This window comes from Cohnella sp., assembly GCF_041640265.1.
Classification (GTDB): Bacteria; Bacillota; Bacilli; order Paenibacillales; family Paenibacillaceae; genus Cohnella.
This window is the reverse complement of the sequence record NZ_JBEQAP010000002.1, coordinates 227,604-242,255: the sequence shown is the minus strand read 5'-3', so window position 1 is coordinate 242,255 and position 14,652 is coordinate 227,604. Positions and strand designations below refer to the sequence as shown.

Below are 14,652 nucleotides of genomic sequence, written 5' to 3'. Positions count from 1 at the left end.
CCCGAATTACTGCAATATAATATAGTCTACATTCCAGCCCGAATCTCCGGCATCACATTGGAACTTCAATGTCGCGCCTGCAGGGATATTGACCGGCACGGTCACGCTAGTGTAGGCACCATTCCATTGGCCATTCCCAGTGAAGTTGATGGTCTGTGTCTTGACCCCATTCACGTACATACTATACGTACCCGAGTTAATGGAAGCATAGCTCACAGTAAGGCTGGTTGCAGCAGGAACATTGTTGAACTGAATGCCATTGCCGCTCACATGAAGATACTCAACCGCTTGACCGCCTGACGCTGAGGAGTCATTGTAGACAGAAGCGAATCCCAGCCTGGTCGCAGTTTCCGCTTCGATTGGCGCAGGAGAAACCCGAATATGGTCAAGGTTAATGATTCCCGTATCGCCATTGTCATATTTGTAAGCGAGCGTATTGACGCCGGCATTTAATGTCACCGTTTCCGTTTGATTGCCCCATGTATCCCAGTTCGCAAGCAAAGGCAAGCTTGTCTGCTTGATTTTCGTTCCATTTACAATAAGACTCACTGTAGCCGGATTAGAAGCTGCATTGCCGTAACGTGCGGTTACATTGTATTTCCCTGAAACCGGAACGTTAATGGTAAAGGTCGCTGTTCCTCCAAAATTCCAGAATCCATCCAGAAAGCCGCTGCCCGTGTATCCTGGATGATTGGTATTAACCTGGACCCCGCCTGACAGCCCGGCTTGTTCGGCTTCAAGTTGAATGGTGGCTTCATTCGATTGGGACAACATCGCAACCAAGAAGGTCAGGGGCGAGTTGTAATTCAAGGCTTGCTCGTTGGTTTCCCAGTCGATGGAGGAACCGTTGTAAGCCTTGGCGCTGAAGGTATAGCGTCCGTTGTTATTCGGGCCGCCAGGCATGTAACCGCTCGGCATCTCCAGGAGATCGTCTTTATTGTAAATTTCATGGATGGTTCTAGTCACTCGGCGCTCCCCGTGACCGGTAATATAGCTTATCTCAAGCGGGTTAATCCCCAGCAGATAGTTCAGATTGCCGGCGGCAACCTTCAGGACATCTTCATTATCCAGGCCGAGAATGCGGCGTTCCGATCGCGAGGCCGACCGGAACGCCGGCATTATTGGAGTTCGCTCCCCAATAGAAATCATTTAAAGTGGCATTCCGCCACACAGCCTTATTCAAATTGGCGTTGATGATCAAGTTACGCCATTGGATGAATTTATCGGTGAACCAAGTCTTGACTGCGGTGTTCGGCTGCCCGCCCATCATGTAATGGTAGAATCCGATATTGTGCAAGGAGCCGATATTGTGCGAGAACGTTTCTTCCTCGAATGCAGAAGTGAAATTCAAGTAATTGGCGACGACGTAATTGTTATAAACTTGTTCTCCGGTTGCCCGGTACAGCGTCGCTGCCGCATAGAAGCGATCGTTCACATCGCTGCTAGAGTTGTACGGACCATCCGGCTGCGAGATGAATTCCGGATGCTGCTCCAGATAGTTCCATCCGCGGAGAGCGGCGGCCTTCAATGTCTCGGCATAAGACGTCAACCCCGGAACATCCTTCATGACGATATACGCATGAGCCAGAGCCCCGACTGCAGCGCCGGTGTGGAACGTCGGTATGAGTCTGTTGCTTGCCGTTCCATCCATGATAAAGCGATTCGGCTCATTATCCCGAATGACGAAACCATAGAAGCCTCCTGTGGCCTCATCCTGCATTTTGAGAATAAAATCCGTTTCAACCTTGATCTCGTCCAGCAGATCCGGGATGCCGTTTCCGCTTTCCGGGATATTCAGCGAATGGTCCTGGAATTGGCTCGGAAAGCTCTCGTACGCCCAGAGGAGATCGGAGATGGCTGTCGCTCCCACTGTGACATATTTGCCCAAGTCACCGGCATCCCACCATCCGCCACCAACATCCTTCATGATCGTCGGATTGGACTGGAACGGAAGGTTGTAATCTTCCTTGTGCTCGCCGGTCCTGACGAAGATCCCTGCGTGTTCCGCTAACAAATCCTCATTGGCGCGCTGGAAGTAGAAGAACTTCTGCACATCTTTCAATAGAGTGCTGTAGATGCTGCCGTCGCCGATCCGGAATGCAACGGAAGGTCCCGAGACCCCATCCACAGTCAGCACATATTCGCCTGGTTCATTATAGCTGGAGAAGTCAGCCTTCAGTACCTTCTCACCGGAGGATTCATCATACGCTGTGACCAAGGACAACGCGCCGGAGTAAGCGACGCTCATATCCGATGCCTTTCTCACCTGAAAAGGAGTGCCCGGCAATGCGGCCAGCTCGTTGTAATAGCCGCTCACCAACGCATATTTCTCGCCGTTAAGAATATAACCGACCTGATTGACCTTGATCGGGGCATAACTTGCCGCCTTATCCGGCGATTTGATGGCGATGTTGCTGAGCCAAAGCGTCGTCGGGAAGCTATCTCCTTTGAATTTCAGCAATTGCACACTGGAACTACGGAAGATGCTATTAGCGTCAAAGATATTCTTCAATGGAATGGAATAATGCTTCCATTCGGTCGTAAGACTCTGCGGAAGGGAAATCAAGGAGTCCTCGGAGGTTTGATGCGGATGCTGGTCATTATCCGTGTAAAACACGCCGTTGACCTGCCTTTCTGTGACGACGTCCATGAAGCCCACGGAGAAGGTTTCGCCGCCGACTGCTCCGACCGCATCGAACTCCAATGTGCCATTCACGTACGGGCTTAAATCCAAGGTTTGCCAGCCGTTCGTAGTATAATTGGCCCCCCAGGAGTTGTTGTTTGCGATCTTCTTCGCTGCCTTGCCCAGATAGGTTTCATCGGTTATCACGTTGCCAGAGCCATATGCAAAATTATTGATCACGAGCTCCTTCAGCTTGTTCCAGTCCGCTCCTCCGGGAGGCAGATAAGGGTCGCCGTCAACAGCTGAGGCGGGAAGCGCGCACATCAGCAGAAGTGAAACGGACATACATAAGGAAATGATTTGTTTGATGATGCGAAGCGACTTTTTCTTTGTTTTTATCTTGATAGTCTCCTTTTTTTAAAGTCTTTGCTTCATAAAAACTCATATATTTATATGATGCTATATTACATCATCGATTATATTACACTACTAGATAATTAACCTTGATTTTAAAGCCCTGAAATACCTCCGAACCATACCGGTCGGAGGTATCAAGTTCCTGAAGAAGCTTATTTATTTCTTGACTGATCATGAGGAACCGTAACGGTGACAGATGCTTCCGTAACATTCCCTGCTCCATCCGTATCGAATGTGCCGAAATCGGCTTCTTGTACCATAGATTCATAGCTGTCAACGGCTACGCTCGGCGTAATAGACAGCAATTTCACCTGAGACAGCTCTTCCCCGGTTTCAACGGTTGCCGTTACCTTGACCAGACGGTTGTTGGCCGGCCACAATGTTTCCTTATCCAGGACAACATTCAGGGTAGGAGCAATCGTATCAATGATCAAGCTTCTGTACGTCCACTCTGACCAGGCGCCCCGATTGTCCTTCAATCGAACCCTGATCGACCAATCTCCGTCCGCCAATCCGTCCAATGTGTATGAACTGGATGCGCCAGCCAGTTCACCGCTGTCCACATCAACCGTCTCCCAACCGTTGCTGGAGGCTTGAACCTGATAGGCGGCTTGTACATCCGCATCGTCGGCGTCTAGGTACGTCCAGTCAAGCTGCGGACCGTTCAGATTGATCGCCTGGCCATCCTCATACGAGGTGATCAAGACATCTGGAGCCGAATTCGATTCGGACAACAACGCAACCAAGAAGGTCAGGGGCGAGTTGTAATTCAAGGCTTGCTCATTGGTTTCCCAGTCGATAGAGGAACCGTTGTAGGCCTTGGCGTTGAAGTTATAGATTTGTCTTGGGAAGTTATTCGGACCGCCAGGCATGTAACCGTTCGGCATCTCCAAGAGATAGTCGCCATTGTAAACTTCATGGATGGTTCTTGTCACACGGCGCTCTCCGTGCCCGGGAATATAGCTCATCTGCAGCGGGTTTATCCCAAGCAGATAATTCAGATTGCTGGCGGCTACTTCCCATTCCCGGAAGTAAAAAATTCATGCTTATCCCCTTCCATAAATGCGTTAAAGTCTGCTCAAACGGTCAATAAGACGTAACGCTTTCCGCTTTCTATATGGAACCCGATACATCCGTTCGCCTCTTGAGCGTATTGAACCTCTTCGCCATCCTGCGTAATCCTGACCTTCCGCTTGGGAAGAATTTGGCATGTCTGCGTGATAGAAACTTCGATTTCCGCCTTTGACAACGCGCCGTTGCTCCACTCCAAATCGACCTCATAACCTCCTCGGCCCCGTAACCCTTTGACATACCCGTCTTTCCATGCATCGGGCAACGCCGGCAGGAATTCCAAGTATCCTTGATGCGATTGCAGGAGCATCTCTGCGATTCCCGCTGTGGCGGCAAAGTTTCCGTCAATTTGGAAAGGAGGATGAGCGTCGAACAGATTGGCGTATACGCCGCCTCGGCCATGATGAAGCGGTGCGTCTCCCTCTATGAGCGTCAGCAAATTCGAGATTAACCGCTCAGCCCGGTTGCCATCCTTGAATCTTGCCCATAAGCCTATTTTCCAGCCAAGGCTCCATCCCGTCCCCCCGTCTCCTCTAATTTCAAGCGATTTTTTCGCCGCTTGGAACAGCTCGGGAGCAGTCTGCTCAGTAATGAGCTGTCCCGGATAAACCCCGACAAGATGGGAGACGTGACGATGATGAATATCCTCATCTTCGAAATCCTCGGACCATTCTTGCAATTGACCTTGCTTGCCGATTTGGAGAGGCAGCAGCCTTTGCTTCCTCTCTGCCAACGTCATAACAAAATCTTCATCGACCTTCAGCCATTCCGCCGCCTTGATGCAGTTGTCGAATAATTCGCCGATCAGTGAGAGATCCATGGTCGTCGCCGCGCTTACGGCTCTATGCTTATCGCCAACCCGGAATTTATGCTCGGGAGAGGTCGAAGGCGAAGTCATCCAATACCCATCTTGATCTTCAATGAGCCAATCTAAGCAGAAGAGCGCCGCTTCCTTCATGATCGGGTATGCCGTATCCCGCAAATAGGCTTCGTCCCCGCTGAACGCGTAATGCTCCCACAGATGCTGAGTCAACCATACGCCGCCCATCGGCCAGAACGCCCAAACAGGGTCTCCATCCCCGAAATTGCCCACCGGGGCCGTTTGCCCCCACAAATCCGAATTATGGTGCGCAACCCATCCCTTTGCGCCATAGTTCGTTTCCGCCGTCTTCTTGCCGTTAACGGCCAGTCTGCCGATGAAATCGATCAGCGGCTCGTGTAGCTCCGCCATATTGCAAGTTTCCGCAGGCCAATAATTCATTTCCGCGTTAATATTTAGCGTATAATTGCTGCTCCATGGCGCCCTCGTGTCTTCGTTCCATATGCCTTGAAGATTGGCCGGACTGGTTCCCGGGCGCGAGCTGGCAATTAACAAGTAGCGTCCATAATGGAACAATAGCTCCACAAGACCTGGATCGCTGATGCCGTATTCGGCTATGCGCCGATCCGTGGGCATATCTGCGGGAGCTTTGCTTTCTCCCAGATGCAGGGCAACCCTGCCGAACAGCTTGCCATGATCGTCCAGATGACGATTTCGAACATCCGTATATTCCTTCTCGCATAGGGAACGAATCGCCTCGGCGGTCGATTGTTCCGGATCGCGATCGGGGCTGCTTTTGCCAAGGCTCGGGTCAAAGCTGGTAGCCGCGCTGAAGTACAATGTCGCAACCGTCGCTCCCATGACGTGCAAGCCGTCCGCATCGGCCCACGCCGTTCCGCCTTCATGCGCGACCGCCAGGCGTCCATGGAATTTCAAGCCCTTGGATGCTGCCGGATCGCCATAATGCACAGGATATTCCGCATCGCGGTAATTGGGCTCAACGTGCTCCGGCGCATTGCCGGTTATCGTAAAGTGATCGCCATCCGCTTTCGATGCGTATCGGAGGGGACTGTCCAGCTTGGCCCGGAAGCTAATGAAGCCCTCCTTGCTCGCCGTTAATCGCACGACAATCGCCTGATCGGGATGCGACGCGAATATTTCGCGGGTGTACTGAACTTCACCGATGTTATAGGCGACGGTTGCGAGGCCGGTTGGAAGATCGAGCGCTCGTCTATACTCTCGACGGCTTACTTGACCGTGGTCCATCGCGATATGCAAATCGCCGAAAGGCAGATAGGATTGCGTATACGGCCCCATCATCTCCTTGCAGAGCCGATCCGCTTCCTCGTAGTTTTCTTGTTCGATAAGCTCTCGCACTTTCGGCAGCGTCTCCTTCGCTCCCGAATTGTTCCAATCCCTGGGGTAGCCTGACCATAGGGTATCTTCATTAAACGCGATGCGTTCTTTCTCGACACCGCCGAACACCATCGCGCCGAGTCTGCCGTTGCCGACAGGAAGCGCTTCCGTCCAATAAACGGCCGGGGAATGAAACTGAATATGCATATGGATTTCATGTCCTCCCATTTTACTATGAATGCACTTCTATCAATCTTCCGTTCTAAGATTTAACTCAACTCCTTGTCGCGGTCACAGATCAGCACACCGTCCACCACTTCCAGCTTGGCAACCTGAATGGACGAGCGACGCGTTTCATAGTTAGAATCTTCGTTATGCCTATTCACTCGGCCAGGATGAGTGAAATAGAAGATATACCCCTCTTCTCCCTGGACGACCACATCTGCGTGAAGGCCGATCATCCCGTCATCCTCACGCTTGCCAGGTTGGTCGAGAATGAGGCCGTTTCGTTCCCATGTCTCAAGATCATCGGAACGGAAAACACCTTGTCCTCTCCATTCGTCTATGATAAGCCAATAATATCCTTTTAAGTGAAACACATTCGGTCCTTCGTGGTTTCTATCGGTTATCACCGGACCAATCGGCTGCCAATCATACAGATCCTTGCTCTCGGCAGCGTAGGTATGATTCCACTGCTTAAACCACATCCGAAACGTGCCGTTCGGCAGCCGGTACACACAGGCATCGATCACGTTCTCCTCACTAATTCCAAGCGTGGACTGGAACTCCCAACGAATAAGGTCGGGGCTTGTATAATGCCTGATACTAGCCTTGCCCGTCCAATCTTCCGGTACGCCGTGGACGTATGTGACATACATATGGTACAGCCCATCATGCCAAATGATTTCAGGCGCCCAGAACGTATTTCTGCCCCATTCTGTTTCGAGACCTTCCAAGGTTCCCCGGTAAACCCAAGTTGATCCGCCATCCGATGAAGAAGCAACACCGAGATCGGTGCCATGCACCCATCCGAATTTCGGCCTTTCTGCGTTGCACGGCGGTTCGTATAGATCATCCACCATTCCTTGGTCTGACGATTCCATATGATTACGGGATCTGCCGCTCCGTCATAGATTGGATCCCTAAACAATGGCGATTTCATTTATTCTTCACCTCATGACTAAAATGGTCTACATCGATATAACCCTGTTCTCTCTCGCAGTTATAGCTATATAACCCGATCCGGTCTCCCCTATAATTCCCCCACCCCATCTGATAGGCGTCTCCCAAGCTCGTGAAATGGTCCCCATCGATGCTATATTCGAACCGGTTGATTCCGTCTATGTTCCACACAGACCTTAACCATAGGGTGGAAACCGTTAATTGCGGGCCCCATGCAATCGTACCCGAATGGTTAAACTTCAGAACCCTTGTCCCAATCCGTTGATGGACGCCAATCGTGCAATAGGTTTGCGCAAAATGGCAAAGCCCCGCTTCTTGTCCGTCCGCCATGCCGCCGATCTCTATTTTTACGGTTGCCTCATTGTGAACCGTTCTGTACGATCTCTGCGAAAGGATGTTGCAAACGGTAAAAAAATTGTCCTTATCGATGGGTTGGCATGCGTACAGACGCAAATAGCCGGGCCGTTCCGTAAACGACCATTTGTCGGCTCTCGGCTGATGATTCCATTCCCAATACGGCTCAAGCGCCGCCTGGTCAAAATCGTCATTCGTGGAAAGAACCGTCACGGGATGTCCGTTTATGGGTTTCCTGCCTCCCCATACCATCTCTCCGATTCCGTCGCCGTCCGTATCGATTCCGATGATCGGCCATCCGTCAATCCACGTAACGGGCAGCAAGTGAAGCGTTCTCCCCTCGTAAATACCTGCGTGTCCTTGATGAGAAACAAAATACCACTCTCCGGAAACCGTCTGAACAAGTCCGCCTTGATTCGGCTCCCGGTCTACCTCCTTGCCGTGCGTATGGATAATTTCCTTTTCCTCGTATGGCCCATAGATATGCTTCGACCTCAACATCATGACAACTCTAACGTCACTGCCTGCCTCGAAGCGAACCTCACTGTGAAAAAAATAGTAATACCCATTTATTTTATAGAGCTTATTGGCCTCGCTGCCTTTGTACTGATGGATAACCGTATCGCTATCATGCAGAAGCTGTTTGCTGTCTTCGCTTAGTTTAATCAGATGGATCTTATAATTGTCGGCAAAATGGGTGGCAACCAAGTAGCCTTGCCCGTCATCGTCCCAGAACGGACAGCAGTCGTCCCAGCCGGCAACCACCCAAACCTGATGAAGCGGCTCCCATGGTCCCGCCGGATCGGCAGCCGTGCTCATAAACAATCCTTCATCGGGCGTGAAAAAATACACCCAATATTTATCCTTATGGAATCGGATGGCGCCGGCCCAGACTCCTCTGCCATAACGGTTCATACGATCGTAATTGTATTCCGGGCCGATGCTTGTCAAATCATTCACAACATGTCCGATCATGCTCCAATTCACCAGATCCTTGGAATGCAGCACCGCCATCCCCGGAGAGCAATGCAATGTGGAGGAGATGCCGTAATAATCATTCCCGACCCGAATGACATCCGGATCGCTGTAATCTCCCGGCAAGACAGGATTGACATAGGTGCCGTCCCCCTGATCTCCCCAGGCTCCATTCTTCGATAAGTGGCAGTAGTTATCTTCCAATCAGACTCATCCTTTCCAGTATTAATTTTACTTCATTCTCTCACCCCATTAACCTGTTATACCGGGGGCTCCATGATAATCTTGCCATCAAGCAACGCCAGCTTGACCTTGTTCGTGTCTTTGACGCCAATGGCTTCCAGATAGGCGGACGGCACTTGCAGACGCCCGGCTTTATCCAGAACTGCATACTCAACATGCGAGTCCGAAGACGCGGCGACTCCCTGTTCCAGTTCGGCAAGCTCCTCTAAAAGCAATCGATTGAAAAACAAGCCCAATTTCCGTCCGGCGGATCTGATCCCGCTCCGAGTCGGACAATGTCGATATCTCCCGACCGGCAAACCTGACACTGCCTTCCGTAGGGCGATCCAAAGCGCCCAGTAAATTGAGCAGTGTCGTTTTGCCTGAGCCCGAACGGCCTTTTAACGCAACAAGCGTCCCTGGCGGGATCGCCATATCAATGCCTTTCAGAACCGCAACCGCCCCCGAGCCTCTTCCGAATATGCGCTTCAATCCTTTGGCGCAGATAATAGGCGGCTTCTGTCCATTGTCTGCCGGCGCCTCTCCGGACGTCTCATCTCTCGTCAGAGTTTCACTCATAAGGCCCTCCTTCATGATCATGATGATCCATTTCATTGAATCCCCCAGAAAACGATTAAAGGCTTCCCATTTTGATTTTAATACCAAGTTTTGGAGTGTTCGAGTTCTCGTTTTGTCAAAATGTCGATTTGATGGTTATTGAACCAGTTCAAAATATCACTGCAAAGGTTCCCGATGCTTTTTGAACTCGCTATTTGAACTCACATTATGACATCATACCGCTGGACTTTTATCTGGAAGGTTTGATTCAGCCCTTCTTCTTATTGGAAAGAAGCCCCCAATATTTCTATCAGGGGCTTCATTTCTATCGTGATGTAAATTATCTTCCTGATCTTTTGTGCGGCACGGTGACCGTAGCCGTTACAACGGCTGTGTTGCCCGCTTTGTCGGTCGCCATATAGGTGGTCGTGTAGACGCGTCCGGTTCCTTCTTCCGACCGTTCCGCCCTGACGCTGAACGAGGTATCCAGCGTGCCGAATTCCGCATCCTGAATATCGTTCGGAACATCATCCGGATCCGTTCCCTCATCCGGCTCGTTGCTCGTAATCGAGACGAGGACGATCGATTCGATGCCGGAGAGGCTATCACTGCCGTTGACATCCGCATTGATCTTCACCAGCTTGTGATTCGGCGGCCACAGCTCGGTTTTATCCATTGCGACATACAATTCGGGCGCTGTCTTGTCGATTTGAACCGTAACGGTATGCGCTTCCTCTACATTGCCGGCGTTGTCGACACTCCAGTATACGAGCGTATATATGCCGTCCTCTTTCAGGCTGACCGATACTCCGGTCTCAACGTCGCCGCCGTTCAGCGTATAATACGTCGCCGCCACGCCGGATCCGCTGTCGGTTGCCGTCAGATTTACCGTTACGTCATGATTGACCCAACCTTGCGGAGCATTGTCCGTCGTTTCCGGCTTGGTCGTGTCGACCACTTCGATGTTGACCGGTAATTCTGCATAAGCCCCTCTTGCGTCATAAACGGAGAACGTCACGGTGTAGTCTCCGATCACATAAGGAACCCATACAAAGTCTCCGGTCGCCGAATCGAACGCCGCCCCTTCCGGCAGCATGCCTGCACCGTACGAGAGCGCGTCGCCGTCGCGATCTGTCGCGTTTACGGTAAACGCAATTTCGGTTCCTGCCTCCACGGTCTTGTCCGAGATTTCCGCAAAGACCGGGATAACGTTCAACGCTTCAAGCGCCTCAAGCAACTGCCGGGCCGCCTCGTCAACCTCTTCCTGGCTTGTATAGGACGGCAGTGCCTCAGCGCTCAACACAGCCGCTTCCAGCGCATTCCAGCTATCTACCGTATACAGCGACGCATCAAGCAGGGCCGCCTCTTCCAGCAGAGCAGTAAGCATGCTGTTGTCGGTCCATTTCTCCGTATTGTTGTAAACGGCCTGAATTTGTTCCGCGCTTAAGACGTAATTGTAAAGCCGGAACTCATCGACCATGCCGTTCAGCAGCGGATCGTTAAACTGGCTTTTGCCGATATAATTTACGCCCGGCTTGAAATCGCTCGGCTTGATCGTGACATTGGTGTTTTCAGCCTTTAGTTCGCCGTTCACATACAGCTTCGCCGTATTGTCCCCAAGCGTTACCACCACATGCACCCATTCATTCACTGGCATCGGAGCGGTCTGAACGGTCTGCTCGCCGCCGCCGTTCTTGATCGCGAAACGCAGCGTATTGTTGCCTGATTTCGGCGTAAGGAACATAAACTGATTCGTATTGTTGCCGAAGTCGAATATTCTTTGCCAGTTGCCGCCGCCTCTCCAATTTACCCAGGTTGCTACAGTAATGGAATCGGCAGCGGACAATGCATGTGAAGAAATTCCGTCACCGGCTAGAAGAGAAATAAAGCTGTTCGTCCCATTAAGATCCGCTGCGTTGCCGTATTTGCCTGCCGCCCATATTACACCGCCGTTTATCGTCCCGTTATTCCCGTAACCTGACGAGTCTGCTGCAGCCGTCCCACTTGTTTGGTCGAATGAATAGCGGGCGATGAGACCGGCATCCGGCATACCGTTTGTTGTGGCTGAAACAACAGCCGACACACTTGATTTTCCTGCCGCATTTTCCGAGGCGATCTTATAAAAGTACGTTGTATTGGCTTTCAATCCAAGGCTGGCAAAAGACGTCGCGGTTATTGCTTCACTATTAGCCTTTGTATAAATTTCATTAGCCGCTAAAGAATCGGCCATGTATACATGATATCCCGTTGCTCCCGGTACAGCCGACCAGCTTAAGGCAATCGAACTCTGGTCTTCCGTTGTTGCCGTTACACCCGTTGGCGGTGCCGTTACGGTTTCCAAAGTTTGTCCGTTCATCACACGAACAACTTCTGATGAACTGATCGCACGGGTATAGATTCTGAAATCGTCCACTCGTCCGTCGAGATACGGGTCGGCGTATTGGGAGCGTCCGATCCAATTCTGCGTGGTTGCGCCCATATCAGACGGTTTAAGGGTCATTGACGTATTGCTTCCCACTTCACTGCCGTCAACATAGAGAGTGCCGGTCGAGCCGTTTAATGTGACGGCCACATGGTGCCAGCCTCCCGTTGCGAGCGCCGACTGCCCGTCAATGATCTGCTCCCTCGAATTATTGTTTTTGATCGCAAAGCGGATTTTGCCATTGGCTCCATTTTTCGGCGTAAGGAACATACTAGTAGCGCTTCCAGAACCGAAGTCAAAAATCCGCGTCCAGTTGCTCGCGGTATCTAGATTCACCCAAGCCGCAACGGTGATCGTGTCGGCATCGGAGACAACACCTTCAGGTAGCGCAATATAGCCGTTTGTCCCGACAAGATCTGCTGCGTTGCCTGTTTGCCCGGTTGTCCAGGCTGCACCGCCATTTATTGTCCCGATATTGCCATATCCAGATGCGTCTGCGGCCGAAGCTCCGCTTGTTTCGTCAAATTTATACCAGGCTTTTAAATCCGTGTCGACGATGACGTTTACGGTTGCATGGTAAGCTTGCCCGTTATAGGTGGCGGTAATCGTAGCCGTACCCGCACTTATCCCGGTCACCAAGCCTGCCGAATCGACGGTTGCCACAGCCGGATTGGATGAAGTAAAGCTCGCTTGGCTTGTAAGAACCTGATTGCTTCCGTCTGGATGAATGACCCTTAATACGGATTGATGCGTATGGTTGATATGAAGCACATAACTGCTTACATCGAAAGCCGGAACGCCGGTTCCTCCCGTTGTGGCCGATACAACGGCCCACGTTGATCCTCCGGATACGCGGACCTTATAATAGTAAATCGTATTTGGCGTCAAGCTTGTATCGCTATAAGACGTTGTTGTTATTGGCGCACTGTTAATCTGTGTATACGTGCCATTTTCTTCTGTTGATCTATAGATGTTGTAACCGAGTGCGTCCGGTACAGCCGTCCAATTAAAGTTGATCGTATCCGAACCTGCCCTCGTTGCTGTCAGTCCTGTTATGCCGCCTAAGCTGATCTTGTTGCTCAAGCCATCCGCTATAGCCGCATCAGGCGTGTACAGCAGCGAAGCCAGCGGATAATCCTTTCCCGCAACCTCCGGCATTCTCGTTTCATAGGCATAGGCCAGGTATTTGAATTTCTCCTGGGTCATATCCTGCCCTTCGATATATTTATAATAGTTATATAACACACTTAGGAACGGGTCGATTCTGCCTCTTCCATCCGGGTTAATCTGTTCAAAAATTTGACCAGCATAGGTTTGGTTTGCCACTGCAGGTGTCCATAGCACATCATAACCCAAATGATACTTCAGCGCATATGTTGTCCCTTCCAACAGGCGGTCATTGAGGAAATTGAATGGATTCACCGCATTCGCGGCCGTAGACATCGTTCCGTCTACCGGGTCAACCTTCGTACCCTGGGCGTAGATGGTCTGTGCCAATGTAAACAGTCCGGCGATATTGGCGTAAGCATGTCCCACATCGCGGCCCATTTCCATTAACTGCACATGATAATCCGATGGGTCGAGCGGTTCTCCTGTCATTTCATTTATCGTCATCCATCGCATTTCATGCTTGATCGAACCGTTTCTTCCCCCATCATCGCCTAATACATTCACTGTTGCTGCTTCTACGGCCTCCGCATAGAGCTCAAGGTCATTGGTAAAGATTGCTCGCCCAATCGTTCCCATAACGGTAAACTGATGCTGGTTCATGAAAAAAGAATGAGGGTTATAAGTTACCGAGCAAAGCTCCATCATATTGGTTAAATTCTGAGTATCGGTTGCCGTCCATTTCAGACTATTCGTCGGCGTATCGGAATATCGCATAATCTCGGCAGCCGCCGCGAGCAAATAAGTGGCCGTCGCAAACCGGAAGCTTGTATGAGGAAAAACAGACTGAATACCGGAATAAGCTCTGATGATATACATCGCATTCGAACGGTACGTTTCATCCCCGGTAATGTACCACATAATCGCTTGTTTAAAAGCGACTAAGGCATCCGAATTCGCGCGCGTTCCTACATAATCACTGGGGTTTGCCCAAAATACACCATTTTCATCTGTAAAGGCCCACGGCCCGCGGATATTAACGAAAAGATCATTCCCGACTTCATATAAGATTCTTGGGTTCGGTCTGGATGCCGGGTCGGCGGCAAACGTAAGAAACGCCGTATTCCAAGGCTCATTCCCCGCTCTTACATGATCGCGCATATTGTCCAGATCGGAGAGCGACATGGCAATGCCCGGATGATGGATCATCGCCGATACCGTGTTCCCGTTTGCATCCGTGTAGGAAGCATTCACATCGGTGCCTACTGCCTGCGGTTTATAAGAAGTAATCAGCGGAGAAACAGCTGCTTCCGCTGTCTTGCTGCTCCCGATGCCAAGAAAACCTGGCATCGCCAATAGGAAGCAAATCAAACCGATGATAAACCTTCGTTTGCGATTTCCATAAATTAATAGCTTCATTACAACACGCTCCTTAGGTTTTGTGAAGCAAAACCGGCTTCGCAAGCAATCGCTTACAGCCAGAATGGTTGATTCAGCCCTTCTGCCCATTTGGAAAGAAGCCCCTAATATTTCTATCAGGGGCTT

At 50.9% G+C, this 14,652-nt stretch carries 8 protein-coding genes; all 8 read right to left on the bottom strand.

The window, feature by feature from the left end; all coding sequences use genetic code 11:
* Positions 1 to 6: 6 nt before the first annotated feature.
* Positions 7 to 1,119, bottom strand: a complete 1,113-nt coding sequence (locus ACESLK_RS02890; protein WP_372661917.1) for a glycoside hydrolase family 9 protein — start codon at positions 1,117 to 1,119, stop codon at positions 7 to 9.
* Positions 1,064 to 2,968, bottom strand: a complete 1,905-nt coding sequence (locus ACESLK_RS02885; RefSeq protein ID WP_372661915.1) for a glycoside hydrolase family 9 protein — start codon at positions 2,966 to 2,968, stop codon at positions 1,064 to 1,066. The genes ACESLK_RS02890 and ACESLK_RS02885 overlap by 56 nt, the downstream gene beginning before the upstream one ends.
* Positions 2,969 to 3,192: 224 nt before the next feature.
* On the bottom strand, positions 3,193 to 4,080 hold the full coding sequence (locus ACESLK_RS02880; protein ID WP_372662155.1) for a glycoside hydrolase family 9 protein: 888 nt from the start codon (positions 4,078 to 4,080) through the stop codon (positions 3,193 to 3,195).
* A gap of 38 nt (positions 4,081 to 4,118) precedes the next feature.
* The gene (locus ACESLK_RS02875) at positions 4,119 to 6,494 is read right to left on the bottom strand and encodes a glycoside hydrolase family 95 protein (protein WP_372661912.1); all 2,376 of its coding nucleotides are present in this window, start codon (positions 6,492 to 6,494) and stop codon (positions 4,119 to 4,121) included.
* Positions 6,495 to 6,556: 62 nt separating this feature from the next.
* Entirely contained in the window at positions 6,557 to 7,390 is an 834-nt protein-coding gene (locus ACESLK_RS02870; RefSeq protein ID WP_372661909.1) for a glycoside hydrolase family protein, read from the bottom strand.
* Positions 7,391 to 7,445: 55 nt separating this feature from the next.
* Positions 7,446 to 9,002 carry a glycoside hydrolase family 43 protein gene (locus tag ACESLK_RS02865; protein WP_372661906.1) on the bottom strand — a complete coding sequence of 519 codons (1,557 nt, stop codon included), beginning with the start codon at positions 9,000 to 9,002 and terminating at the stop codon, positions 7,446 to 7,448.
* A 189-nt stretch (positions 9,003 to 9,191) separates the two neighbouring features.
* On the bottom strand, positions 9,192 to 9,635 hold the full coding sequence (locus ACESLK_RS02860; RefSeq protein ID WP_372661903.1) for an ATP-binding cassette domain-containing protein: 444 nt from the start codon (positions 9,633 to 9,635) through the stop codon (positions 9,192 to 9,194).
* A gap of 283 nt (positions 9,636 to 9,918) precedes the next feature.
* Entirely contained in the window at positions 9,919 to 14,526 is a 4,608-nt protein-coding gene (locus ACESLK_RS02855; protein WP_372661900.1) for a LamG-like jellyroll fold domain-containing protein, read from the bottom strand.
* Positions 14,527 to 14,652 lie beyond the last annotated feature (126 nt).